Raw genomic sequence first — 23539 nt, forward strand, 5'->3', positions numbered from 1 at the left:
GTTTCGTGCCGACCAGATGTAGAGAGATGCCATGATTTCACGCCGCCATTTCCTGACCGTCGCCGCTGCCGGCGTCGCCACCCCCGCGATCGTGTCCGCGCAAGCGGTCGACCCGGTGTTCCAGCCGCAGCGCGTGCGGGTGAAACAGTCGCTGGGCTCGCCGCAGATCCTGATCCTGCCGCAGGCGCACTTCCTCTATTTCGTGGACCAGCCGGGCTCGGCGCTGCGCTACGGCGTGGGCGTGGGACGTGCGGGCCTCGAATTCACCGGGGAAGCCACGATCCAGGCGAAGAAGGAATGGCCGACCTGGCGCCCGACGCAGGAGATGATCGAGCGCGAACCGCAGACCTACGGACGCTTCGCCGGCAATGACGACGTCCAGCCGGGCGGCCCCGGCAACCCCCTGGGAGCGCGCGCGCTCTACCTTTTTCAGAATGGCCGCGACACGTTCTACCGCATCCACGGCACGAACGCGCCGGGCTCGATCGGACGCTCGGTGTCGAATGGCTGCATCCGGATGCTGAACGATCACGTGATCGACCTGTACCAGCGCGTGCCGATCGGCACCAAGGTCACTGTCTTCTGAGAGGCGTCGGGGCCGCACTCCACATTGCGGCCCCGTCCCGCGAGAGCATGGCGAACGCCCCGACCTTTCGTCACCGGGCCATATTCACGCCACCTTTACCCGCTTGAGTAAATCTCGTCGCACAACCGCGAGGATCGCGCGACGGGGACGCAGGAGGCTTGAATGGTCACGATGGCACTGGTGCTCGGAAGCGCGATCGGCACGCTCGCAGGCATCTTCGGGTGGCTCGCCCTCGGCCTCGCGCCGCTGTCCGCCTTCGGTCTCTATCTCGGCTGCGCGTTCGGCCTCGCCGCCCTGGCGGCCTCGGCCAATCTTATGCGGGCAACGGTCTCCCGAGCCGCGCCGAAGGCCGTGCGGGTATCCCCGGTGCGCTGAGGCGCCTACCAGACCACCCGGATGAACAGCAGGATCGGCACGATGCCAGCTGCGGCAATACAGAACAGTTGCGCCCAGTGGCTCGACCGTTTCAGCAGGCCGGACGATTTCATCGCGTCCCCGTAGGCATAGGCCGCGAACGGCAAGGCCGCAGCCTGACCCGCCTCGATCATCTGACGCCGGCGCACCGTGCCGGACAGGTCGCGATACCGCGCCTTCATCGCCTCGGTGTCCGGACGATCGTGGGCGGTGTGGGACGTGGCGTGCTGGTTCATGATGATACGCTCTTCCTGACCTTGCGTAACAGCGACTTGGCGCAGTCCGCCCCGAAGGCAAGGCCGCTTTGCGGGCGGGTGTCTCGACCGCGTCCCACCGGCCGAAGCGGAGTGCGAGGTGACCCGGGCGACCCGCCTTCAGCCGCCGTCCGCCGGACGGCCCGCGGCGCTGTCGTCCGCGCCCACATCTTCACGCAACAGTGCCGCGACCTCGGGCCCGATCGCCTCGACGATCCGCGCAACGCCCTCCGCGTTGGGGTGGATGCCATCGGACTGCATGAAAGCCATCGCACCCGACGGGTCGCCTTCTTCGGTCAACGGCCCCAGAAAGTCAGGGACGAACCGCGCGCCGTACTGCTCCGCGAGGTCGGGATACATGGCCTCGAAATCGCGCTTGTATGCGGCGCCGTAGTTGCCCGGGGCCGACAGTCCCACCAGGAGGACAGGCAGGTCGCGGCCATCCGCCGCGGTTAGGATGCCATCGAGGTTCTCTCGGCTGACCGCCGGGTCGATCCCCCGCAAGAGGTCATTGCCTCCAAGTGCCACCATCATCGCGTCGGTTGTGTCCTGCAACGACCAGTCGACCCGTGCGAGGCCGCCCGCCGTGGTGTCGCCCGAGACGCCCGCGTTGATCACGTCCACGTCAAGTCCGTCCGCGCGCAGCCACGCCTCGAGCTGCGGCACGAAGCCGTCGGCCTCGGGCAGACCGTAGCCCTGCGTGAGGGAATCGCCCAGTGCGACCAGTTCCAGCGTCTCGGCCTGCGCGGTGCCGCACAGCAGCATCGCCACCAGCGCTGCCTTGCTGAGCGGGGTCACCACCCCATATGTCGCTCTGCCTAACATGGGACTTCTCCATATGACGGACGCCGTTCTCCGCCTCCAAGATGTGACCTTGCAGCTGATGGGCAATGCCGGCCCGGTCGAGATCCTGCACGACATCGACCTGGAGGTTGCGCGTGGCGAGACGCTGAGCCTGATCGGCCCGTCCGGCTCCGGCAAGTCGTCGCTTCTCATGGTGATGGGCGGGCTCGAGCGCGCGACCTCCGGCAGGGTCGAGGCACTGGGCCATGACCTCACCGCGATGGACGAGGATGCGCTGGCCACCCTGCGCCGCGATCACATGGGAGTGGTGTTCCAGAGCTTTCACCTGATCCCGACCATGACCGCGCTGGAAAACGTGGCCACTCCGCTGGAACTGGCCGGCATGTCCGACGCCTTCGACCGCGCCCGCGCCGAGCTGGACGCCATGGGCCTCGGAAAGCGCACCGATCACTACCCCGCACAGATGTCGGGTGGCGAGCAGCAGCGCGTCGCGCTCGCCCGCGCCGCTGCCCCCCGCCCCGAGATCCTGCTGGCGGACGAACCCACCGGCAATCTCGACGGCCAGACCGGCGATGCGATCATCGACCTTCTGTTCGGGCTGAGCGAGCGTCACGGCGCGACACTGGTTCTCGTGACCCACGCGCCCTCCCTCGCGTCGCGCTGCGATCGCACCGTACGGCTGACCGACGGGCGCCTGGACCGCGACGGCCTGCGCGGGGCGGCGGAATGACCCTTCGCACCGCCGCCATCTTCGCCCGGCGGGAGCTGCGCGGCGGTCTCCGCGGCGGCTTTCGCGGCTTTCGCATCTTCCTCGCCTGCTTGGCTCTCGGTGTCGCGGCCATCGCCGGGGTCGGCTCGGTTCGCTCGGCCATCCAGGCGGGGCTCGAGGATCAGGGCGCTGTTCTGCTGGGCGGCGACGCGCAGGCACAGTTCACCTACAGGTTCGCCAACGACGAAGAGCGGGCATGGCTCGACGACATCTCGACCGAGCTCTCCGAGATCGCCGACTTCCGCTCCATGGCCGTGGTGCCGCGCCCGGACGGAAACGACCGCGCCCTGACGCAAGTGAAGGCGGTCGATGACGCCTATCCGCTGCTCGGAGAGGTGGAGCTGTCACCCGCCATGCCCCTGTCCGAGGCACTGGACGGGGACGGCGTGGTGATGGCCCCGATCCTCGCCGACCGGCTGGACCTCGCGCCCGGCGACACCGTCCGGCTGGGCGACAAGGACTTCACCTTCCGCGCCACGTTGGAGACCGAGCCGGACGACGCCGGCGGCGGGTTCGAGTTGGGCCCCCGCACCATCGTCGCGAGCGCGGCGCTGGACGGCACCGGTCTGCTGGAGCCGGGCACACTGTTCGAGACGGAGTATCGCCTGCGCCTGCCCCCCGGCGCCGACCTCGACGCGCTGGCCGCGGAGGCGCGCGACCGATTTCGTGACAGCGGCATCCGGTGGCGCGACGCCCGCAACGGGGCGCCGGGCACGGCACGTTTCGTCGACCGTCTCGGCGCGTTCCTCGTCCTCGTGGGGTTGTCGGGCCTCGCAGTCGGCGGCATCGGGGTGTCCTCGGCGGTGCGGGCGTACCTGTCGCGCAAGACGTCCGTCATCGCGACGCTGCGCACCCTCGGCGCCAGCCGTGCGACGATCTTCCAGACCTACTTCCTCCAGATCGGCGCGCTGGCCTGCTTCGGGATCGTCATCGGCCTGGTGCTCGGCGCCGCGTTGCCGCTCCTGTTCGCGCCGCTCATCGCCGATGCGCTGCCGGTTCCGACGCTGTTCACCCTGCACCCCGGGCCGCTGGCCGAGGCCGCGATCTACGGCGTGCTGACGGCGCTGCTGTTCACGCTCTGGCCGCTTGCCCGGACCGAGGACGTGCGCGCGGCCACGCTCTTCCGCGACGCGCTGTCGACCGCGCGCACCCTGCCCGCGCCGCGGTACCTCGCGGCGACCGGCGCACTGCTGGTGGCGCTGGTGGGACTGGCGATGGCGTTCTCGGGCACGGTGGAGCTGACGCTTTGGACCGCCGGAGGCATCCTCGGCTCGCTCGCGATCCTCGCCGTGGCCGCGATGGGCCTGCGCGCGCTGGCCCGCCGTGCCGCGCCGGCCGCGCGGGGCCGTCCGGCTCTGCGCTGGGCGCTCGGCGCCATCGGCGGCCCCCGGGACGAGGCGGCCTCGGTCGTGCTGTCGCTGGGTCTCGGTCTCGCCGTGCTCGCCGCCATCGGGCAGATCGACGGAAACCTGCGCGCGGCGATCGCAAGGGACCTGCCCGAGGTCGCGCCCTCCTACTTCTTCGTCGACATCCAGAAAGACCAGATGCCGGGGTTCCTCGACATCGTGGAGGGCGATCCGTCGGTGCACCGCGTCCAGTCCGCCCCGATGCTCCGCGGCGTCATCACCGAGATCAATGGACGCCCCGCCGAAGAGGTCGCGGGCGACCATTGGGTGATCCGGGGCGACCGTGGTGTGACATACTCGGCCGCGCCACCCGAGGACACGCGCCTGACCGCGGGGGACTGGTGGCCCGAGGACTATGACGGACCGCCGCAGGTCAGTTTCGCCGCCGAGGAGGCCGAGGAGATCGGCCTGCAGCTCGGTGACGAGGTCACCTTGAACATCCTCGGACGGGACATCACGGCCGAGGTCACCAGCTTTCGGGGGGTGGACTTCTCGACCGCGGGGATCGGCTTCGTGATGTCGATGAACCCCGCGGCACTCGAAGCGGCGCCGCACACGTTCATCTCGACGGTCTACGCCGATGCCGACGCCGAGGCGGACGTCCTGCGAGAGGTCGCGGACGCCTTCCCGAACGTGACCGCAATCGGCGTGCGCGACGCCATCGATCGGGTGAGCGAACTTCTCGCAGGCGTCGCCGAGGCGGTGCGCTGGGGCGCGGCGGCGACGTTGATCACCGGCTTCCTCGTACTGATCGGCGCGGCAGCCGCCGGGGTCGAGGCCCGGACCTTCGAGGCCGCGGTGCTCAAGACGCTGGGCGCACGGCGCGGCCGCATCCTCGCGAGCTTCGCGCTGCGCTCGGCGTTGCTGGGGGCGGGCGCTGGGATCGTCGCCATTATCGCGGGGCTCGGCGGTGGCTGGGCGGTGACCACCTTCGTGATGGAAACGTCCTTCGCCCCGGTCTGGGCTTCGGCGCTGGGGATCGTGGCCGGCGGGATCGCGGCGACGCTGCTCGCCGGGCTCGCTTTTGCCTGGGGCCCGCTCGCCGCCCGGCCGGCGCAGGTGCTGCGCGCGCGGGAATGAGGCATAGCCCTTCGAATCGGGGAACTTTCGGGCAAGGCGCCGTCGTTTTCTGAAGATGGCCGTCGCGGCAGCTTCAAGCGGGTGCCGCGCCGCTTGATCGCCGGGTCCGCGCTGCGTAAGCCCGGTCACGACGCCTTGCCCCGACACCGCCCGACCGAGGAACCGCCGATGTCCGAAACCCTGCCCGCCCCGCTTTCGGCCGATATCGGCCGCGCCCGGAAGACCCAGGTCCTCAACCTCGTTCGCCGCGCCGCACGGGCCGAAATCCTGCCGCGATTCCGGTCACTTGGCGCGGGAGACGTGGATCGCAAGAGCGGTCCGCAGGACCTCGTGACCGATGCCGACCGCGAGGCCGAGAAGATGATCGCACGGGGCCTGCAGGCGCTCTGGCCCGAGGCTATGATCCTCGGCGAGGAAGATGCGGCCACCCATCCCGAGCGCATCCAGAAGATCGGAGAGGCGGCCGTTGGCTTCACCATCGACCCTGTAGACGGGACGTGGAACTTCGCGAACGGTCTGACGCTATTTGGCGTCATGGTCTCGATGACCCGGTACGGCGTTCCGGTCTTCGGCCTGCTCTACGATCCGATCATGGACGACGTCATCTGGGCCGAGGCCGGAGAGGCGGCGGAGTTCGTGAAGGGCCGCCGCACGCCGCGCAAGCTGAAGGTCTCGGGCGGGGGCGTCCTCGAGGAGATGTCGGGCTTTGCCGGGCTGCACCTGCTGCCCGCCGACAAGCAGGAGGCGTTCGCCGCCACCCTGCCCCGGCTCCAGCGCGTCGTGTCGATGCGCTGTGCCTGTCACGAGTTCCGCACCTTCGCCCAGGGTGGCGTCGACTTCGTGCTGGCAACGAAAGTCACGCCTTGGGACCACACCCCCTGCGCCATCGTCGCCGAGCGCGCGGGCGGGTACGTTTCCATGCTGGATGGCTCTGATTTCCGTGCAGGACAGACAGATGGCTATCTTCTGGCCGCATCCAACCGGGCCAGCTGGCGCCGCCTGCGGGACCTCTGGGCGTTCCTGCTGGACGACTGAGGCGCGAAGCCTCCACACGTAAAACTGGACAAATGAGCCTCTTCGCGCAACCATGAGGGGACGCGAGGAGTGTTGTCCATGTCCGGCACCCACACCATCGACGCGCCCGCCCCCGAGGTGAAGAGCCGCGCCGCGCGGCCGCGCCTGTTCAAGGTGATCCTGCTCAACGACGACTTCACCCCGCGCGAGTTCGTGGTGGGCGTGTTGCGAAGGATTTTCCGGATGGCGGACTCCGAGGCGCTGGGCGTGATGCTGACCGCGCATCGCCGCGGTGCCTGCGTGGTGGCGGTATTCACCCGCGAGGTCGCGGAGGAGAAGGCCAGCCGCGCAACTCAAAGAGGAGCCGATTCGGGGCACCCTCTGACCTTCACAACCGAAAGCGAGTAACGTGGCGGCCTGTGCCACAATTCAGGGGTGATTGTCGTGAAGCCGACAACAAGGCCGCAAAACCGGGGTAATTGTGTCGAAGAAAGCTCGCCTTCTACGAGAATCCCCGTGTTCCCCCAAGGGCCTCATTAACGTATAGTTAACGACAACCGCAGGTTTAGAACTGCGGGACAGTCGCCGGGGGGCGCCCGGCTGTTAGTCACGGAGACACGGTCATGTTCTACGACAAGACACTCTGCGCAGATGCCGCTCTGGTTGCATCGGTTCCCGTTTCGGCCCTGAGCCGCACCCGGGTCCGTCGTTCGGCCAAGCGTCTTCTCTCGTACCTCTCGAGCCCGCAGGTGCGCATGGCGCTTCCGGGCAGCGAGCGCAACGGTGTGCGCGATCTCCGCACCCTGTGCGGTTCGCTCCTGAGCAAGGGCACGCTGGAAGAGTCCGAGGCCTGCGCCCTGCAGCGCCGGGCCCTGGAATTCCACGACTCCCTTACGCAGCACGACTCCCGCGCCGACATTCTCTGATCGGCTCCTCGCCGGCGGCCGTCCCTCACGGCCGCCGGCGCGACGACGACGCCTCACGGCGAAGACCGCGCGACACGCGCCCGACCGGCACCCCGCCGCGGCGCAGCACCCATAGATTTGTCGCGGTCCGAACGTGATCGTCGGGCACCCCCGGCCGGCCTTGCCTGCAAGGTCGGCCGCGCGGTGACACACGCAGTAGGCGAAGCGCCGCACTGCAGAAATCAGCCCCCTTATCGACCTGTCGATCGACCACCGCACACGCCTGCGGCGAAAGGCATGCGGCTCGTTCCGCCCTATTGCCCTGCGCGCGGAGCTTTCCGGCATACCACTTCACGCACGCCACAGGCGATACAACCGCATGGGCGGGGTTTCACACGCGTGCGCGGGGCAAAGGCAGCCACAAAACGCATCCCGCGCCCACCCCGAAACGCAAAATCGCCGGCGCCCGAAGGGACGCCGGCGGTGTCGATCCGAAAACGGTGCCGGTGGTGCCTTACTCTGCCGCCTCGGCGTAATCCTCCATTGGCGGGCAGGTGCAGATCAGGTTCCGGTCGCCGTAGACGTTGTCCACGCGGTTCACCGGCGGCCAGTACTTGTCGACACGGAAGGCGCCGGACGGGAAACAGCCCTGCTCGCGCGAATACGACCGGTCCCAGTCGCCGACCAGGTCCTCGACCGTGTGCGGCGCGCGCTTGAGCGGGTTGTCCTCCCGGTCCGACGTGCCGTCCTCGATCGCGCGGATTTCCTCGCGGATTCCCAGCATCGCGTCGCAGAAACGGTCGAGCTCGGCCTGTGTCTCCGACTCCGTGGGCTCCACCATCAGCGTACCGGCCACCGGCCAGCTCATGGTGGGCGCGTGGAAGCCGCAATCGACCAGCCGCTTGGCGATGTCGTCCACGGTGACGCCGGCGCTCTTGTCGAAGGGCCGCACGTCGAGGATGCACTCGTGCGCCACACGGCCCTTCGGCCCGCGGTAGAGCACCTTGTAGGCGCCCTCCAGCCGCTTGGCGATGTAGTTGGCGTTCAGGATCGCCACCTTGGTCGCCTGCGTCAGGCCCGCGCCGCCCATCATCTGGATGTAGGCCCACGAGATCGGCAGCAGCGAGGGCGAGCCGTAGGGCGCCGCCGACACCGGCCCCGGGCCGGACCCCTCGGCCGCCAGAGGGTGCGACGGCAGGTGCTCGGCCAGGTGCGACTTCACGCCGATCGGACCCATGCCGGGGCCACCGCCGCCGTGCGGGATGCAGAACGTCTTGTGCAGGTTCAGGTGGCTCACGTCGCCGCCAAGATCGCCCGGCCGCGAGATGCCCACCATGGCATTGAGGTTCGCGCCGTCGATGTAGACCTGCCCGCCATTGGCGTGGGTGATCTCGCAGACCTCCTTGACCGTCTCCTCGAACACGCCGTGGGTCGAGGGATAGGTGATCATGATGCCCGCGAGGCTGTCGGCGTGCTTCTCGGCCTTTGTGCGGAAGTCCTCGATGTCGATCGAGCCCATCTCGTCGCATTTCACCGGCACGACCTTCCAGCCCACCATCTGCGCCGAGGCGGGGTTGGTGCCGTGGGCGTTCACCGGGATCAGGCAGACGTTGCGGTGCGCCTCGCCGTTCGCCTCGTGGTAGGCGGCGATGGTCAGCAGGCCCGCGTATTCGCCCTGTGCGCCCGAATTCGGCTGCATCGAGATCGCGTCGTAGCCGGTGACCTGGCACAGCTTGGCGTTCAGCCCGTCGATCAGCTCCTTGTAGCCGGCGGCCTGGTCCTCGGGGCAGTAGGGATGCAGATTCGCGAACTCATGCCACGACAGCGGCATCATCTCGGCGGCCGAGTTGAGCTTCATCGTGCACGAGCCCAGCGGGATCATCGCCCGGTCGAGTGCCAGGTCGCGGTCCGCGAGACGGCGCATGTAGCGCACCATCTCGGTCTCGGCCCGGTTCATGTGGAAGACCTCATGCTCGAGGTAGGGCGACGTGCGGATCAGCGCCTCGGGCAGCCGGTAGGTCTGCGATTGCGGGTCGTCCTTGCGCGTCACGCCGAAGGCGCGCCACACGGCCTCGATCGTGGCGGGGCGCGTGGTCTCGTCCACCGCGATGCCCACCTTGGTCTCTCCCACGGCACGCATGTTCACGCCCTCGCGGACGCCCGCGTCGATCACCGCCTTCTGGAACAGGCCGACCTCGACCGTGATCGTGTCGAAGAAGTCCTTGGGCTCGATTTCGAAGCCCGCGTCCTCGAGGCCCTGCGCCAGCCGCGCGGTCTTGCGGTGGATGCGCTCGGCGATGGCGCGCAGGCCCTTGGGGCCGTGAAAGACGGCGTAGAAACCCGCCATGACCGCCAGAAGCGCCTGCGCGGTGCAAACGTTCGAGGTCGCCTTCTCGCGCCGGATGTGCTGCTCGCGGGTCTGCAGGGCAAGGCGGTAGGCGCGGTTGCCGCGCGCATCCACCGACACCCCCACGAGGCGGCCGGGGAGCGACCGTTTGTAGGCGTCACGGCAGGCGATGTAGGCGGCGTGCGGCCCGCCGTAGCCCATCGGCACGCCGAAGCGCTGGGTGGTGCCCACGGCTATGTCGGCGCCCATTTCGCCCGGCGACTTCAGCACGCAAAGCGCCATCGGATCGGCCGACACGACGCCCACGGCCTGCGCCGCGTGCAGACGCTCCATATGGCCGGTGAAGTCGCGGACGCGGCCGTAGGTGCCCGGATACTGGAAGAGCGCGCCGAACACGGCTTCGGGGTCCAGATCGTCGGGGTCCCCGACGATCACCTCGATCCCGAGCGGACGGGCGCGGGTGCGGACCACGGCGATGTTCTGCGGGTGGCAGTTCTCGTCGACGAAGAATGTCCTCTGCTTCGACTTGGCGACGCGCCCCGCCATGGTCATCGCCTCGGCACAGGCCGTGGCCTCGTCCAGCAGGGAGGCGTTCGCGATCTCGAGACCGGTGAGGTCGGACACCATCGTCTGGTAGTTCAGCAGCGCCTCGAGGCGGCCCTGGCTGATCTCGGGCTGGTAAGGCGTGTAGGCGGTGTACCAGGCCGGGTTCTCGAGGATGTTGCGCTGGATCGCCGGAGGACAGATCGTGCCGTGATAGCCCTGCCCGATCAGCGAGGTCAGCACGGTGTTCTTCTTGGCGATCTGGCGCATCCACCACAGCAGCTGACGCTCGGACATGGGCCGGCCGGTCTCGAGCGGCTCCGACTGAAGGATGGATTGCGGCACGGTCTCGGAGATGAGAGCGTCGATGTCGTCGACGCCCAGCGTCTCGAACATCGCGTCCATCTCGGACGGCGACGGCCCGATATGGCGGCGGTTGGCGAAGTCGTAGGGCTGGTAGTCGCTCGGCGCGAAACTCATCCGGTGTCTCCTGTCAGGGGCCGGCCCGCGCGGGGCCCGTCAATCTGTCGATCGGAAATGCGAAGGACGTCGCGGGCCGGGCCGCGAGGCGTCCAGAGGTGGTGCTGTCGGCGATCCGGTGGCGCCCGCCCCCTCGGCACGAGGGGTCCGGGGAACCGGGATCAGCCGATGAAGTCCTTGTAGGCGGCGTCGTCCATCAACTCGTCCAGCGCCGAAAGGTCCTCGACCTGGATTTTGAAGAACCACGCGTCGCCCTCGGGGTCGTCGTTGACCTTGCCCGGCTCCTCGACGATGGCCTCGTTGACCTCGACGATCTCGCCGTCGACCGGCGCGAGGATGTCCGAGGCGGCCTTAACCGACTCGATCACCACGACCTCATCGTCCTTGGAGACGGTCTTGCCCACGTCGGGCAGTTCGACGAACACCACGTCGCCCAGCTGTTCGGCGGCATGCGCGGTGATGCCCACGGTGACGATGTTGTCCTCTTCGGGACGTAGCCACTCGTGCTCTTCGGTATATTTCATCGGGTATCTCTCTCCTGCTGGAAGGGTCAGCGTTTGAAGCCGGGGGAGACGAAGGGCAAGGCGACGACCTCGACCGGCATCCGCTTGCCGCGCACCTCGCCCCAAAGGGTGGTGCCCGGCGTGGCGGAGGCGGCCGGCACGTAGCCCATGGCGACCGGGCCGCCCACGGTGGGGCCGAACCCGCCCGAGGTCACGCGGCCGACCGGGCTATCCCCGGTCTCGTCGTCGTAAATGACCACGCCCTCGCGCATCGGCGCCCGTCCCGTCGGTTTCAAACCGACTCGCTTACGCGCGCCGCCGCCGTCGAGTTCCCGCGACGTGCGATCCGCGCCGGGGTAACCGCCCGCGCGCGCGCCGCCCGGACGCCGCGCCTTGCCGATGGCCCAGGCGAGCCCGGCCTCGACCGGCGAACTTTCGGTGTCGATGTCGTGGCCGTAGAGGCACAGCCCCGCCTCGAGCCGCAGCGAGTCCCGCGCGCCAAGGCCGATGGGTGCCACGTCGGGGTGGTCGAGCAGCTTGCGCGCCAGTCCCTCCGCCGCCTGCGCGGGCACGGAAATCTCGTAGCCGTCCTCGCCGGTATAGCCCGAGCGCGAGACCCACGCCTCTGCGCCGTCAAGCTCGACGGTCGCCACGTCCATGAACTTCATGTCCCGCACTTCCGGCGCGAGTTCGGCCAGCACCGCTTCGGCAGCGGGGCCCTGCAACGCGAGAAGTGCGCGGTTCTCCAGCACCTTGACCGTCACTTCAGGCTCGAGCCCCGCGCGCAGGAGCGCGATGTCGGCCTCCGCACGGGCGGCGTTGACCACGAGGAACAGGTGATCGCCGCGGTTGGCGACCATCAGGTCATCCTCGATCCCACCGGCCTCGTTGGTCAGAAGGGCATAGCGCTGCCGGCCTTCCTTCAGCCCCGATACGTCCGCGGGCACGAGCCGCTCCAGCGCCTCTGCCACGTCGGCCTGGCGACTGCGGAGCACGACCTGGCCCATGTGACTGACGTCGAACAGGCCCGCCTTCTCGCGCGTGTGCTGATGTTCCTTCATCACGCCCATCGGGAACTGCACGGGCATGTCCCAGCCCGCAAAGTCGACCATCTTGGCGCCCAGCTCAACGTGGAGGGCGTGCAGCGGCGTACGCTTCGGACCGTCCTCCTCGTCGGACGCGCCGCCCGCGTTGGACTGGGCCGACTGCGCCGGATTGGCGTGGTGGTGGTGATGATGATGTTCGCCCGGACCGTGTGGCACGCCGCAGCCACAGATGTCGCGGGTCTCAAGATGCGCGTAGCGCGCGTTCGCGTCGTCGTCGTCGCGTCCGGCCATGCGGTCCCCGTTCGCTTGCGCCCGATGCGGCTGTTGCCGGGTGCCGGGCCGTTCCTGTCACGAGGCCCGGCGCACGCGCCGCGACCCCCAGAACGCCCCCTCTGTCCCTTCGCCTGAGATCGTTATCCCTTCGGCGGACGCGGTCGCTGCCGCGCCTCTCTCCAGAGTCGTTACCCCGCGACGGTCCGTCTGCCTGAGAGTTTCCGGGGCGGTTGCTCCTTCGGCACCGGCGCAGTGGCCGGTTCTCCCATCGCGGTTGAAGCGAAGCTAGACGAGTGTTCAGCGGGAGGCAAGCTTGCGGTCGACGGCTTGTGACGGGGTGTCGTCGTCGTTCTGCGCAAGCCCCGAAAGCGGCGCCTTGCCCTCGAAGATATCCAGAAGGTCCGAATTGTCGTCGATCAGCGAGGCCAGCGTGATCGCGTCGAGCATGGAGTAGAACGCGTTGCCGGCCATGGCGAGCGCGGGCCGCAACCGGCAGGCCCCGACAAGCGGACAGGTGGTCGTGGTGGGATCGAAGCACTCCGCGATGGGCGAGTCGGACTCGAAGGCACGGAAGACCGGCCCGAGCCTGACTTCGTGCGGGGCCTGCGCCAATGCGATACCGCCGTACCGCCCACGCCAGGTCTTGAGGTAGCCCAGTTGCGCCAACTGGTTCACGATCTGTCCGAGGTGATGCTCGGACGCGTTGCAGGATTCGGCGATCGCCGACTTGGTGATGCGTTGCCCCGGGCGCGCCGCGCAGTACATCAGCACGCGCATGGCTATGTTCGATCTCTTCGTGATACGCATCCCACGTCCCCCACCACAGGACGCAACCGTGACGCCCTGCAATCAGTATAGCGTATAAAGGTAATAAAATACCATTGGCTAATTTCGAATTCTTTTTCGGATATGGGAGCCTCGTCAATACCGCGACACATTCCAATCGTCCGACTCGGTCGGCCAGATTGCGAGGGTGGCGCCGGGCCTGGCGGGCGGTGTCGGCGCACGACACCGGCTTCCTTACCGCCGTGCCCGCACCGGACGACGAGATCGAGGGTCTGGTGGCCGGAGTCGCCCCCGAGGAATGGCAGATCCTCAACACGCGCGAGGCGTTCTACGACCGCCACGACGTGACCGAGACCATCGCCACCGACCCCGCACCGTCGGCACGGGTGGCCGTCTACGCAGTCCCGCTCGACGGCTCGACCATGCCGCATTCAGCTGCGCCGGTGCTGCTCAGCTACGTCGACGTGGTGATCCAGGGCTATCTCGCGGTCTTCGGCCCCGAGGGTGTGCGCCGTTTCGCCGAGACCACCGACGGGTGGGACGACGCCGTGTTCATCGACGACCGCGCCGCGCCTCGCTACCCGCGCGCGCAGCTTCTGACAGCCGAGGAAACCGCGCTGGTGGACACCACGCTCGCCGGCCTCGGCGTCGTGCCCGTACGCGCATGATCCGCCGCGTGGGCCGGCTGGCGGTGCGGGCGTGGCGCCGCCTCGACGTCCGCGTGCTGGCGATGGCGACCCTGGCCCTGATCGGCTCGGCCGTCGCCCCCCTTCTGGCGGGCCTGATTCCCGAGTTCCTCACCGACCGCTTCGACCGCGATGCGGTTCTGCCGGTGCTGGACATCCTCGCCTCGTCGATGCTGGCGGTGACGACCTTCTCGCTCGGCGTGATGGTCTCGGCGCTCCATGCAGCCTCGGGTCAGGCGACGCCGCGCGCATTCCGCATCCTCGTGCAGGACCCGACCACCCAGAACGTGCTGGGCACTTTCGTCGGCGCCTTCCTGTTTTCGCTGACCGCGATCGTGATGTTCCGGGCCTCGTTCTACAGCCCCGAGTCGGCCGTTGTGATCGCGGCGCTGACCGGTGTGACCATCGCGACGATCATCCTCGCCATCCTGCGCTGGATCGGACATCTCGGCCGGCTCGGCAGCATGGATCACACGTTGTCGATGGTCGAGGAGGCCGCGCGTGGCGCGCTGGCCGAGGTCGCACGGGCGCCGGGCCTCGGTGCCGTGATCAGTTCCGCGCCGCCCCCGAGCACCGCCGCGCCGATGCGTTCGGATCGCGGAGGGTACGTCACCGGCCTCAGCCTCGAGACGCTGAACACCGCCGCCGAGGAAGCCGACGCGACGATCTGGCTAGCGGTGCGACCGGGCGATTTCGTGGTGGCCGGCGCGGTTCTGGCCCACACGGACGGTGATGCGGACGCGCTGGAACCCACGGTGTGCGAGGCCGTACTGATCGGCGCCGAACGCGACCAGGACCAGGACCCGCTGTTCGGGCTCATGGTCATGGCGGAGATCGGCGCCCGGGCACTGTCGCCCGGCGTCAACGATCCCGGCACCGCGATCGACGTGACCCTGCGCCAGTCGCGCCTGCTATGGGACCACGCCCGCGACGTGCGCAGCTCGACCCCCGAAGTCTGGGCTCCGCGCCTGCGACTCGAATCGCTGACGCCGGACACGATGATGAACGCCGCATTCGACGTGGTGATCCGCGACGGCGCCGACCGGATCGAGGTGATGGACGTGATCCTGCGCGAACTGACGCGGCTGACCGAGGCCGAGGACCCGGCAATCGCCCGCGCCGCGGCGGACAAGCGCGCCTATGCCGCCGACCACGCCCGCGCGGGGATAGATCACCCCGCGGACCGCGACCGGCTGGAAGCCCGGATCGAGGGCGGCTGACCCGACCCGTCCGTCACACCGGGAAGACGCGAAAAAGCCGACGCGCGGGGGCACGTCGGCTTTTCCTGTCATCACGATGTTGGTCGCCGCGGAGCGTCAGCCCTTCGCGAGGTTGCGCGCGCGCACCACCTGCATCAGCGGCATCACGTCGGCCATCTCGGGGCCGCGGTCCATGCCGGTCACGGCGCGGCGCAGCGGCATGTAGAGCCCCTTGCCCTTGCGCCCAGTCTCGGCCTTCACGGCGTCGGTCCACGTTTTCCAGGTGTCGGCATCGTAGGGCGGCTCGCCCAGCATCGCCATGGCCTGGGCGACGAACTCGCGGTCCTCGTCGTCGATCTTGGGGTCCGCACCCTCGCTGAACATCGCCCACCACGCGGGCAGGTCGTTGCGGGTGGTGATGTTCTCGCGCGCCACGCTCCAGAACAGCGGCGCCTTGTTATCCGGCACGCCCAGCGCCCGCAGTTCGTCGGCCATGTCGTCGTAGGGCAGCGCGTGCAGCTTGCGCGCGCTCAGGGGGTAGAGGTCGTTGACGTCGAACTTGGTCGGGGCCGAGCCGAACTGCGACGGATCGAAGCCCTCGGCGATCTCGTCGAGCGACGCGCGCAGCTCGACCGGCTGGCTGGACCCCAGCCGCGCCATCAGCGACAGCAGCGCCTCCGGCTCCACGCCGCTTTCGCGCAGGTCCTTGAGCGCGAGAGAGCCGAGGCGCTTGGACAGCCCCTCGCCCTGCGGGCCGGTCAGCAGCGAGTGGTGGGCAAAGGCCGGATGGCCGTGGCCCAGCGCCGCCATGATCTGGATCTGCGTCGCGGTGTTGGTCACGTGGTCCGAGCCGCGCACCACGTGGGTCACGCCCATCTCGACGTCATCCACCACCGAGGCCAGCGTGTAGAGCACCTGCCCGTCGCCGCGGATGAGCACCGGGTCGGACACCGAGGCCGCATCGATGGAGATCTCGCCGAGGATGCCGTCCTCCCACGCGATCCGCTCGTGGTCGAGCTTGAAGCGCCAGTGACCGTCGCCCCGCTCGGCGCGCAGCTTCGCCTTGTCGTCGTCGGACAGCGCCAGCGCGGCGCGGTCGTAGACCGGCGGGCGGCCCATGTTCAGCTGCTTCTTGCGCTTGAGGTCCAGCTCGGTCGGCGTCTCGAACGCCTCGTAGAAACGGCCCATCTCGCGCAGGCGATCGGCGGCGGCCTCGTAGCGATCCAGCCGCAGCGACTGGCGCTCGACCTTGTCCCAGTGCAGGCCCAGCCACTCCAGGTCGCGCTTGATGCCGTCGACGTACTCTTCCTTCGACCGCTCGGGATCGGTGTCGTCGATGCGCAGGATGAACTGGCCGCCAGCCTTGCGTGCGATCAGGAAGTTGAACAGCGCGGTGCGCAGGTTGCCCACGTGGATGTGGCCGGTGGGCGACGGCGCGAAGCGGGTCGTGGTCATCTCGGGGCTCCTCGAATGCGGCTCACGCCTTGCCACCACGGACGCCGGTTGTCCATATCACGAGGCCCACGCGGCCCCCGATTGCGGTCGCGCGCCGGACGGGCCACGGTGCTGCCATGACGGACGACAGCGCCCCCATTCCGATACGGCAGGCCCGCGCGACGGACGTGGACGCGATCCGCGCCTGCGCCGAGCAGGCCTACGCCCCCTACATCCCCCGCATCGGCCGGGCGCCCGCGCCCATGGCCGCGGACTTCGCCGCCCTCGTGGCGCGCGGCGTGGTGTGGGTCGCGACGGATGCCGAGCACGGCCTCCTTGGCTTCGTGACGTTTTGGCCCGAGGGCGATCACGTCTACCTCGACAGCGTGGCGGTGCGCCCCGAGGCGGCCGGGCGCGGGCTCGGCAAGGCGCTGATCCGGTTCTGCGAGGAGCGTGCCCTCGCCGACGGCTTCGGCACCGTCGCGCTCTACACCAACGCGGCGATGACCGAGAATCAGCGGATCTATCCACGGCTCGGCTATGTCGAGGTCGACCGGCGCGAGGACGATGGCTTCGACCGGGTCTTCTACGAGAAGAGATTGACCTGACGGCCCCTTGCAGGTGCGCTCCCGCCTGACATGATCGCCGCGCCAAGCACTCCGCCGAGAGGACCCGCCATGCGCGCCTTCATCGCCCTGCCCCTGCCGTCCTCGGACGCCGAGGTGCTCGAGGCGATGGCCGACCGGCTCGACGTGGGCCGCGCCGTGCCGTCCGAGAACATGCACCTGACGCTGGCCTTCCTCGGCGATGTGCCCGAGGCGGAGCTGCGCGAGGTCGCGGAGGCGCTGGAAACGCTGGCGCCCCCGGCCTTCTCGTTCCGGCTGTCGGGCGTCCAGAGCTTCGGGCCGAACGAGACCGGTCCGTCGCTGGCGCTGGCGGTCGATCCTGTGCCGGGGGCGCTGAAGGACCTGCACGACCGCGTGCGCTCGCGCTGCCACGGCGCCGGGCTGGTTCTGGAGCGCCGCCGCTTTCGGCCGCACGTGACCTTCGCGCGCCTGCCAGCCCGGCTGACCACGGAAGAGGACAACAAGCTCGCCGCGTTCCTGCGCCACGAGGGCGCCATGCACGTGGACGACATCCCGGCGCGCGAAGTGGTGCTCTACGAATCGATCCTGACAAAGGACGGGCCGGTCTACGAACCGCTTGCGGAGTTCCCGCTTGCCTGAGCCCTAGCGGAACGCGGGCCCGTGGACCCAGACGGTCAGGGACCGCCGCACGCCCTCGGTCACCGGCGTCACTCGGTGCAGCATGAACGAGGGAAACAGCGTGGCAGCGCCACGCTGCGTCGGCGCCGTGATGATCGCCGCGCTCGGCATGATCTCGAGCCCACCGCCGGCGTAGTCGGCAGGCTCGGACAGTTGCACAACCATCGTCAGCTTGCGCCGTGCAGCGACGGCCCCCTCGCCGATATCGGCGTGCCAGTCGAAATGGCCCGCGCGCTCGGCGCCGTAGCGGGCGACCTGCGGGCTTTCGGCGAAGTCGGTCAACTCGAAGTCGAAAACGCTGCGGTTGGCGCGGCGCACCACGTCCACCAGCCGGTCCATCACCCACTCGCCGCCCTCGGCCTCATCGAGCCAGGCCAGCTCGGCCCGGCGCTGGCCGTGGTCGTGCTGGCCGCGGACAAGGCCGGCGTCCCGCAGGGGCGCTGCGTCGGCCAGCGCGAGGATGCGGTCGCACTCGGCGGGGGAAAAGGCGTCGGGGATGGTGTGCGTGGCGATCATGGCAGTCGGCGAAGTGGGAAGGTCGGGCCCGATGCCACGGAACGAGAAACCGCGCGCGCCGGAAACCGACGCGCGCGGCGAAAAGCGACATGCTCAGCGCCCGGTGGCGCGAAACCGCCCGATCAGGCGATGAGCTTCGCGGTCTTCTCGACGAGGCGCTTGGCCTGGTGCGCCAGCGCCGCCTTGTCGGTGTCGGTCAACTCGCCCGCGGCCTTGGAGAAGCCGTAGGGGTTGCCGCCTGCCTCGAAGATCGACTGGTCGGTGTAGCCCGGCGGGACCATGATGCAGCCCCAGTGCGAGAAGGTGACCATCATCGTCAGAAGCGTGGTTTCCTGACCGCCGTGCACGGTGTTGGCCGAGGTGGCCGCGGTCACGGTCTTGTCGGCCAGCTTGCCGTCCATCCAGAGAGGGCCGAGCGTGTCGATGAAGACGCGCAGCTGGCTCGCGGGGTTGCCGTAACGGGTGGGCGACAGGAAGAAGTAGCCGTCCGCCCAGGTCATGTCGTCGTGGCTGATCTCGGCGATGTCCGACATCTTTTCGAGCTGCGCCTTCCAGGCGTCCTGCCCCTCGACCACCTCTTTCGGCGCGGTCTCGGGGACGCGGCGCAGGCGGACCTCGGCGCCGGCTTCGGTGGCCGCACGCTCGACCTCCTTCGCCATGGCGTGGTTGGTGCCGTAGGTGGAGTAGAAGATGATCGTAATTTTCGGCTGTGCCATCGGAAGCTCCTTCTGAGGAATGGATGGTTGGGTCCGTTCGGTGTCGAAACTTGGCGTATCGCAGAACGTTCCGCGGTGCGATGCGCGGGTTCTGTGCAGGAACGCAGAGCTTCACGACCGCCGCTCCCCGCGCCATATGAGCCGGATGACCACGCGTTCCACCCCGTCGCCCGAAGACTTCGAATCCATGGCCCGGTCCGCGCTCGAGGCGCTGCCGGCGCCCTTCGACGCCCATGCCCGCGCAGTGCTGCTGCACGTCGCCGACTGGCCCGACCGCGACATGCTCGAGGATCTGCAGATCGACGACCCGCTCGATCTCACCGGGCTCTACGAGGGCATCCCCCTGACCGAGAAATCCGTGGCCGATCCCGCGCCTTTCCCCGACCAGGTCTGGCTCTTCCGCGAGCCCATCATCGCGGAGTGGCGTGACCGCGGCGACGTGGAACTCGAGGACCTGGTGGCGCACGTCGTGGTGCACGAGATCGCCCACCATTTCGGCTGGTCCGACGAGGAGATCGCAGAAATCGACCGATGGTGGGAATAGGCCGGAGCAGCCCTATTCGCTGTCGCCCTCGCGCCGCGGGGCGCCGTGCTGCCGGTCGATCCAGATGACCAGCGCGAAGGCGCAGCCCAGCGCGAACACGGCCGAAGCGAGACCGAGCAGAAGCATCCCGGACACGGTCTCGAGCTCGATCACGATGAGCTTGCGGACCACGGCCAGCATCCCGATCACCAGCACGATTCGGACCTGTGCGTAGATACTGCCCCCCGACAGCATCAGGTGGACCGAGTGCGCAAGCTCCATCGCGATGACGGCGCCCAGAAGCAGATCGAACAGCGTCTGAAGCGTGGTGTAGGGGATCTGCATCCCGTCGGTCTGCGCCACCTCGACGGTCAACCGCAGGAAACTCGCGGTGGCGAGGATCACCACCGCCGCCGTGCCCAGCAGAAGCGCCACGGCAACGAGGCGCGAGAACAAGGTGTAGAGAACGTCCACGGTCTTCTGCATGGCAGATGACCTAGGGCGCCGGACGGCGTTGTCGTGACGTCACCCCCAAGACCGTGCTCCGGTCGCGCCTCAGCGCCGCCCCTCGCGCCAGCGGTTCACGATGGGATAGCGGCGGTCCAGCCAGAACGCACGCTCGGACAGGCGCGCGCCGGGCGCGGACTGGAAGCGTTTGTATTCGCTGACATAGACAAGGTGCTCGACCTTGGCCGCGTCCTCGGCGGAATACCCCTCGGCCACGCAGTCGGCGATGGAGCCGTCGCGGTCGACGAGTATCTCGAGAATGCCGTCGAGCACGGGGTAATCGGGCAGCGAGTCGCTGTCCTTCTGGTCCGCGCGCAGTTCGGCCGACGGCGGCTTGGAGATCACCCGTGGCGGCATGACCTCGCCCCCGGGCGCCTTCATCCAGTCCCGGTGATTGGCGTTGCGCCAGCGGCAGATGTCGAAGACGCGTGTCTTGTAGAGGTCCTTGATCGGATTGTAGCCGCCCGCCATGTCGCCGTAGATCGTGGCGTAGCCCACCGCGACCTCGGACTTGTTGCCGGTGGTCAGCAGCATCTCTCCGAACTTGTTGGACATCGCCATGAGCAGCAGCCCGCGCAGGCGCGACTGGATGTTTTCCTCGGTCAGGTCGGCGTCGCGTCCCTCGAAATGCGGGGCGAGCGTTTCGGCGATCGCGTCCCGGCCCTGCTGGATCGGCACGAAGTCGTAGCGGCACCCAAGCCGCTCGGCCACCGCCTTGGCATCCTCGAGCGAGTGCTCCGAGGTGTACTCCGACGGCAGCATGACGCAGCGGACGTTCTCGGGGCCGATGGCGTCGGCCGCGATCACCGCCACGATGGCGCTGTCCACCCCGCCCGAGAGCCCCAGAAGAACCTTCGAGAAGCCCGACTTGGCAAGGTAGTCCCGCAAAGCGGTGACCATCACGCGGTAGTCCTGCTCCAGCGTGTCGGGGTGGCGGTCGAAGCGGCCCTCGACGGCACGCCAGCCGTCGTCGGTGCGCTCGAAGTCGACATGCTCGATGCACTGTTCCAGCACCGGAAGCTGCACCGCCATCTTGCCGCCGGGGTTCAGCACGAAAGACCCGCCGTCGAACACCTGATCGTCTTGTCCGCCCACCATGTTGAGGTAGACCAGCGGCAGCCCGGTCTCGACGGTGCGGGCGATCATGTGGTTCAGCCGGACCTCGTACTTGCCGCGGTGATAGGGCGAGCCGTTCGGCACCAGCAGCAGCTCGGCCCCGGTCTCGGCCTGCGTCTCGGCCACGTCGTCGTACCAGGCGTCCTCGCAGATGGGCGAGCCGATGCGCGTATTGCCGACACTGTAGGGTCCACCGATCGGGCCGGCGTCGAAGATCCGCACCTCGTCGAACACCGCGTCGTTGGGCAGGTGATGCTTGAGCTGCGTCGACGCGATCTTGCCGCCCTTGAGGATGAAGTAGGCGTTGAAAAGCTCGGTGCCCTCGATCCACGGCCCGCCGATGGCCAGCGCGGGGCCGTCGGCGCAGTCGCGGGCCAGCGCGCGGATCTCCTCGATCGCCGCCATGTGGAAGGCGGGCTTCATCACGAGATCCTGCGTATTGTAGCCGGTCACGAACATTTCGGGCAGCGCCACGAGATCGGCATCCGCCGCGCGTCCGGCCTCCCACGCGTCGCGCGCGAGGCTCGCATTCCCGGCGAGATCGCCCACCGTGGGATTGAGCTGTGCCAGTGTCAGCCGGAACCTGTCGGCCATCGCCCGCCCCTTCGCGTCACGTCTTCGGTCGGGTGCCGACATAGCAGATGGGGCCGCGAGGGGAAGCGGTGGACCGCGATTGGCGTGTCGCGACCACGGTCCCGGCCCCGGCGGCGGCCCGCACCTCACCGTGAGGGCGGCGCGAAAGGCGTTGTATGGCAGACGGCGCGCCGTTAGTTTTCCAACACTTTCCGACCGGGTGGCACAGGACGTGGGGGTTCTTTGAGACGCATGCGCGGACAGTTTCGCCGATATCTCGTGACGGCCGTGGCGGCGCTTGCGCTCCCCGCGCTTGTCTCCGCGCAGTCGCAGGACGGCGATATTCAAACCAAGCAGTACGATGACGGCGGTGTCTACGAGGGCACGTTCCGCAACGGGCTGCAGCACGGCACCGGCACCTACCGGCTGCCCAACGGCTACGAATACACCGGTGAGTGGGTGGAGGGCGAGATCCGCGGCGAGGGCACCGCGACCTTCCCCAACGGCTCGACCTACGAAGGCCAGTTCGCCAAGGGCAAGCCCGAGGGCGTCGGCAAGATCACCTTCTCCGACGGTGGCTCCTACGAGGGCACCTGGAAGGACGGCAAGATCGCCGGACAGGGCGTCGCGGTCTACGCCAACGGCGTGCGCTACGAGGGCAGCTTCCGCAACGCGCTGCACCACGGGCGCGGCACGATGACCGCCCCCTCGGGCTACGTCTACGAGGGCGACTGGGTGAACGGCGTCAAGGAAGGCAACGGCACCATCACCTATCCCGACGGCTCGGTGTACGAGGGCCGCGTCGCCGGCGGCGCACGCGAGGGACAGGGCACGCTGACCATGCCCGACGGGCTGGTCTACGAAGGCACCTGGGACGACGGCCAGATCGACGGACAGGGCACACTCACGCAGCCCAACGGCGACGTCTACGAGGGCGAACTCGCCGACGGCCGCCGCCGGGGCGAAGGCCGGGTGACCTACGCCTCGGGCGACGTCTACGAGGGTGGCTTCTCGGACGACCAGCGCGACGGCCAGGGCACCTTCACCGGGACCGACGGCTATTCCTACACCGGCACCTGGGTCGAGGGAGAGATCGAAGGCCAGGGCCAGATCACCTATCCCGACGGCTCGGTCTACGTGGGCGAGGTCGCGGACGGGCTGGCGCACGGAACCGGCCGCATCACGTACCCGGACGGCGCCACCTACGAGGGCGACTGGGTCGATGGCGTGATCGAGGGCGAGGGCCGCGCGGAATACGAGGGCGGGCTGGTCTACGAGGGCGGCTTCCGCAACGCGCGCAACCACGGCCAGGGCGTGATGACCTATCCCGACGGCTACCGCTACGACGGCGAATGGGTCGACGGCGAGCGCGAGGGCCAGGGCACCGCCACCTATCCCGACGGCACGGTCTACACCGGCACGTTCGAGGACGGCCAGCGCCACGGCGAGGGCGAGATCGTCATGGCCGACGGCTTCCGCTACACCGGCCAGTGGGAAGACGGCGAGATTTCGGGCCAGGGCACCGCCACCTACGCCAACGGCGACGTGTACGAGGGCACCTTCGCCGACGGCAAGCGTCAGGGTGAGGGCACGATGACCTATGCCAGCGGCGAGACCCGCTCGGGCGAGTGGATCAACGGCGCGCTGACGCAGGACCCGGCCGGCGAGGATGACGCCGCCCCGGACGCGGAGACGCCCGACACCCCGGACGCTCCCGATGCCGATCCCGCACCCGAGACGCCCGACACCGCGGAGACCTCCGGGGCCGACGCCGCCTCGGACGACGGCTGACCG

Annotated in this window: 24 protein-coding genes and 1 riboswitch; of the genes, 13 read left to right on the forward strand and 11 right to left on the reverse strand. The window is 68.8% G+C overall.

Annotated features, from left to right (window positions below; translation table 11 throughout):
• Positions 1–31 precede the first annotated feature (31 nt).
• Both BMX29_RS03455 and BMX29_RS03460 read left to right on the forward strand, forming a co-directional pair.
• Positions 32–586 (forward strand): L,D-transpeptidase, encoded by a 555-nt coding sequence (locus tag BMX29_RS03455; protein ID WP_175471108.1) that lies wholly within the window; start codon positions 32–34, stop codon positions 584–586.
• A 162-nt stretch (positions 587–748) separates the two neighbouring features.
• Complete coding sequence (locus BMX29_RS03460) at positions 749–961, forward strand: hypothetical protein (protein WP_092810438.1); 213 nt, start codon at positions 749–751, stop codon at positions 959–961.
• A gap of 5 nt (positions 962–966) precedes the next feature.
• Here the strand turns inward: BMX29_RS03460 and BMX29_RS03465 are convergent, their stop codons facing one another.
• Together BMX29_RS03465 and BMX29_RS03470 are read right to left on the reverse strand one after the other, a co-directional pair.
• Positions 967–1236 carry a hypothetical protein gene (locus BMX29_RS03465; RefSeq protein WP_092810440.1) on the reverse strand — a complete coding sequence of 90 codons (270 nt, stop codon included), beginning with the start codon at positions 1234–1236 and terminating at the stop codon, positions 967–969.
• A 138-nt stretch (positions 1237–1374) separates the two neighbouring features.
• Complete coding sequence (locus BMX29_RS03470; RefSeq protein ID WP_051487432.1) at positions 1375–2079, reverse strand: arylesterase; 705 nt, start codon at positions 2077–2079, stop codon at positions 1375–1377.
• Positions 2080–2092: 13 nt separating this feature from the next.
• Here BMX29_RS03470 and BMX29_RS03475 point away from each other — a divergent pair, with 13 nt between their 5' ends.
• The 5 genes from BMX29_RS03475 to BMX29_RS03495 all read left to right on the forward strand — a co-directional run bounded on the left by BMX29_RS03475 (position 2093) and on the right by BMX29_RS03495 (position 7253).
• On the forward strand, positions 2093–2788 hold the full coding sequence (locus BMX29_RS03475) for an ABC transporter ATP-binding protein (protein WP_092810441.1): 696 nt from the start codon (positions 2093–2095) through the stop codon (positions 2786–2788).
• Positions 2785–5313: an ABC transporter permease gene (locus BMX29_RS03480; protein WP_092810443.1), complete on the forward strand. Its 2529-nt coding sequence runs from the start codon at positions 2785–2787 to the stop codon at positions 5311–5313. The genes BMX29_RS03475 and BMX29_RS03480 overlap by 4 nt, the downstream gene beginning before the upstream one ends.
• Positions 5314–5481: 168 nt before the next feature.
• Positions 5482–6348: an inositol monophosphatase family protein gene (locus BMX29_RS03485; protein WP_043842935.1), complete on the forward strand. Its 867-nt coding sequence runs from the start codon at positions 5482–5484 to the stop codon at positions 6346–6348.
• Between the two features lie 78 nt (positions 6349–6426).
• Positions 6427–6735, forward strand: a complete 309-nt coding sequence (locus tag BMX29_RS03490; RefSeq protein ID WP_051487430.1) for an ATP-dependent Clp protease adaptor ClpS — start codon at positions 6427–6429, stop codon at positions 6733–6735.
• Positions 6736–6950: 215 nt separating this feature from the next.
• Positions 6951–7253: a hypothetical protein gene (locus BMX29_RS03495; protein ID WP_043842934.1), complete on the forward strand. Its 303-nt coding sequence runs from the start codon at positions 6951–6953 to the stop codon at positions 7251–7253.
• Positions 7254–7746: 493 nt separating this feature from the next.
• Here the strand turns inward: BMX29_RS03495 and gcvP are convergent, their stop codons facing one another.
• From gcvP to BMX29_RS03515, 4 genes are all read right to left on the reverse strand, one after another.
• Positions 7747–10602 (reverse strand): aminomethyl-transferring glycine dehydrogenase, encoded by a 2856-nt coding sequence (gcvP, locus tag BMX29_RS03500; RefSeq protein WP_092810444.1) that lies wholly within the window; start codon positions 10600–10602, stop codon positions 7747–7749.
• 161 nt (positions 10603–10763) lie between these two features.
• Positions 10764–11126, reverse strand: a complete 363-nt coding sequence (gene gcvH / locus BMX29_RS03505) for a glycine cleavage system protein GcvH (RefSeq protein WP_043842930.1) — start codon at positions 11124–11126, stop codon at positions 10764–10766.
• Between the two features lie 26 nt (positions 11127–11152).
• Positions 11153–12442, reverse strand: coding sequence for a glycine cleavage system aminomethyltransferase GcvT (gene gcvT / locus BMX29_RS03510; RefSeq protein WP_092810446.1), 1290 nt, complete (start codon positions 12440–12442; stop codon positions 11153–11155).
• A gap of 171 nt (positions 12443–12613) precedes the next feature.
• A riboswitch (glycine riboswitch) is annotated at positions 12614–12702 on the reverse strand.
• A 19-nt stretch (positions 12703–12721) separates the two neighbouring features.
• Positions 12722–13231, reverse strand: a complete 510-nt coding sequence (locus BMX29_RS03515) for an RrF2 family transcriptional regulator (protein ID WP_092810448.1) — start codon at positions 13229–13231, stop codon at positions 12722–12724.
• 188 nt (positions 13232–13419) lie between these two features.
• On the opposite strand from BMX29_RS03515, the gene BMX29_RS03520 reads away from it, so the two are divergent.
• Both BMX29_RS03520 and BMX29_RS03525 read left to right on the forward strand, forming a co-directional pair.
• A complete protein-coding gene (locus tag BMX29_RS03520; protein WP_338110908.1) occupies positions 13420–13878 on the forward strand; it encodes a gamma-glutamylcyclotransferase in 459 nt (152 codons plus the stop codon).
• Positions 13875–15116, forward strand: a complete 1242-nt coding sequence (locus BMX29_RS03525) for a DUF2254 domain-containing protein (protein WP_092810452.1) — start codon at positions 13875–13877, stop codon at positions 15114–15116. Before BMX29_RS03520 ends, BMX29_RS03525 begins: the two co-directional genes overlap by 4 nt.
• A 96-nt stretch (positions 15117–15212) precedes the next feature.
• Here the strand turns inward: BMX29_RS03525 and gltX are convergent, their stop codons facing one another.
• The gene (gltX, locus tag BMX29_RS03530) at positions 15213–16550 is read right to left on the reverse strand and encodes a glutamate--tRNA ligase (RefSeq protein WP_092810454.1); all 1338 of its coding nucleotides are present in this window, start codon (positions 16548–16550) and stop codon (positions 15213–15215) included.
• 116 nt (positions 16551–16666) lie between these two features.
• Between gltX and BMX29_RS03535 the strand changes: the two genes are divergently transcribed.
• A complete protein-coding gene (locus tag BMX29_RS03535; protein ID WP_092810456.1) occupies positions 16667–17137 on the forward strand; it encodes a GNAT family N-acetyltransferase in 471 nt (156 codons plus the stop codon).
• Positions 17138–17206: 69 nt separating this feature from the next.
• Positions 17207–17755 (forward strand): RNA 2',3'-cyclic phosphodiesterase, encoded by a 549-nt coding sequence (thpR, locus tag BMX29_RS03540; RefSeq protein WP_175471109.1) that lies wholly within the window; start codon positions 17207–17209, stop codon positions 17753–17755.
• Between the two features lie 3 nt (positions 17756–17758).
• Here thpR and BMX29_RS03545 read toward each other — a convergent pair whose 3' ends face one another.
• Positions 17759–18310, reverse strand: coding sequence for a 2OG-Fe(II) oxygenase (locus tag BMX29_RS03545; RefSeq protein WP_092810460.1), 552 nt, complete (start codon positions 18308–18310; stop codon positions 17759–17761).
• Positions 18311–18432: 122 nt separating this feature from the next.
• A complete protein-coding gene (gene wrbA, locus BMX29_RS03550) occupies positions 18433–19026 on the reverse strand; it encodes an NAD(P)H:quinone oxidoreductase (RefSeq protein WP_092810462.1) in 594 nt (197 codons plus the stop codon).
• 145 nt (positions 19027–19171) lie between these two features.
• Here wrbA and BMX29_RS03555 point away from each other — a divergent pair, with 145 nt between their 5' ends.
• Entirely contained in the window at positions 19172–19570 is a 399-nt protein-coding gene (locus BMX29_RS03555; RefSeq protein WP_092810778.1) for a metallopeptidase family protein, read from the forward strand.
• A 12-nt stretch (positions 19571–19582) separates the two neighbouring features.
• Here BMX29_RS03555 and BMX29_RS03560 read toward each other — a convergent pair whose 3' ends face one another.
• Positions 19583–20035 (reverse strand): phosphate-starvation-inducible PsiE family protein, encoded by a 453-nt coding sequence (locus BMX29_RS03560; protein WP_043842917.1) that lies wholly within the window; start codon positions 20033–20035, stop codon positions 19583–19585.
• Between the two features lie 69 nt (positions 20036–20104).
• Positions 20105–21766 carry an NAD+ synthase gene (locus BMX29_RS03565; protein ID WP_092810464.1) on the reverse strand — a complete coding sequence of 554 codons (1662 nt, stop codon included), beginning with the start codon at positions 21764–21766 and terminating at the stop codon, positions 20105–20107.
• A gap of 231 nt (positions 21767–21997) precedes the next feature.
• Between BMX29_RS03565 and BMX29_RS03570 the strand changes: the two genes are divergently transcribed.
• On the forward strand, positions 21998–23536 hold the full coding sequence (locus tag BMX29_RS03570) for an MORN repeat-containing protein (RefSeq protein WP_092810466.1): 1539 nt from the start codon (positions 21998–22000) through the stop codon (positions 23534–23536).
• Positions 23537–23539: the final 3 nt, after the last annotated feature.

The organism is Roseivivax marinus, assembly GCF_900109705.1.
GTDB classification, from domain to species: Bacteria; Pseudomonadota; Alphaproteobacteria; order Rhodobacterales; family Rhodobacteraceae; genus Roseivivax; species Roseivivax marinus.

Coding starts and splice junctions, on each gene's coding strand:
- BMX29_RS03455 (WP_175471108.1), top strand. CDS start 32: ATGATTTCACGCCGCCATTTCCTGACCGTCGCCGCTGCCGGCGTCGCC.
- BMX29_RS03460 (WP_092810438.1), top strand. CDS start 749: ATGGTCACGATGGCACTGGTGCTCGGAAGCGCGATCGGCACGCTCGCA.
- BMX29_RS03465 (WP_092810440.1), bottom strand. CDS start 1,236: ATGAACCAGCACGCCACGTCCCACACCGCCCACGATCGTCCGGACACC.
- BMX29_RS03470 (WP_051487432.1), bottom strand. CDS start 2,079: ATGTTAGGCAGAGCGACATATGGGGTGGTGACCCCGCTCAGCAAGGCA.
- BMX29_RS03475 (WP_092810441.1), top strand. CDS start 2,093: ATGACGGACGCCGTTCTCCGCCTCCAAGATGTGACCTTGCAGCTGATG.
- BMX29_RS03480 (WP_092810443.1), top strand. CDS start 2,785: ATGACCCTTCGCACCGCCGCCATCTTCGCCCGGCGGGAGCTGCGCGGC.
- BMX29_RS03485 (WP_043842935.1), top strand. CDS start 5,482: ATGTCCGAAACCCTGCCCGCCCCGCTTTCGGCCGATATCGGCCGCGCC.
- BMX29_RS03490 (WP_051487430.1), top strand. CDS start 6,427: ATGTCCGGCACCCACACCATCGACGCGCCCGCCCCCGAGGTGAAGAGC.
- BMX29_RS03495 (WP_043842934.1), top strand. CDS start 6,951: ATGTTCTACGACAAGACACTCTGCGCAGATGCCGCTCTGGTTGCATCG.
- gcvP (WP_092810444.1), bottom strand. CDS start 10,602: ATGAGTTTCGCGCCGAGCGACTACCAGCCCTACGACTTCGCCAACCGC.
- gcvH (WP_043842930.1), bottom strand. CDS start 11,126: ATGAAATATACCGAAGAGCACGAGTGGCTACGTCCCGAAGAGGACAAC.
- gcvT (WP_092810446.1), bottom strand. CDS start 12,442: ATGGCCGGACGCGACGACGACGACGCGAACGCGCGCTACGCGCATCTT.
- BMX29_RS03515 (WP_092810448.1), bottom strand. CDS start 13,231: ATGCGTATCACGAAGAGATCGAACATAGCCATGCGCGTGCTGATGTAC.
- BMX29_RS03525 (WP_092810452.1), top strand. CDS start 13,875: ATGATCCGCCGCGTGGGCCGGCTGGCGGTGCGGGCGTGGCGCCGCCTC.
- gltX (WP_092810454.1), bottom strand. CDS start 16,550: ATGACCACGACCCGCTTCGCGCCGTCGCCCACCGGCCACATCCACGTG.
- BMX29_RS03535 (WP_092810456.1), top strand. CDS start 16,667: ATGACGGACGACAGCGCCCCCATTCCGATACGGCAGGCCCGCGCGACG.
- thpR (WP_175471109.1), top strand. CDS start 17,207: ATGCGCGCCTTCATCGCCCTGCCCCTGCCGTCCTCGGACGCCGAGGTG.
- BMX29_RS03545 (WP_092810460.1), bottom strand. CDS start 18,310: ATGATCGCCACGCACACCATCCCCGACGCCTTTTCCCCCGCCGAGTGC.
- wrbA (WP_092810462.1), bottom strand. CDS start 19,026: ATGGCACAGCCGAAAATTACGATCATCTTCTACTCCACCTACGGCACC.
- BMX29_RS03555 (WP_092810778.1), top strand. CDS start 19,172: ATGACCACGCGTTCCACCCCGTCGCCCGAAGACTTCGAATCCATGGCC.
- BMX29_RS03560 (WP_043842917.1), bottom strand. CDS start 20,035: ATGCAGAAGACCGTGGACGTTCTCTACACCTTGTTCTCGCGCCTCGTT.
- BMX29_RS03565 (WP_092810464.1), bottom strand. CDS start 21,766: ATGGCCGACAGGTTCCGGCTGACACTGGCACAGCTCAATCCCACGGTG.
- BMX29_RS03570 (WP_092810466.1), top strand. CDS start 21,998: ATGCGCGGACAGTTTCGCCGATATCTCGTGACGGCCGTGGCGGCGCTT.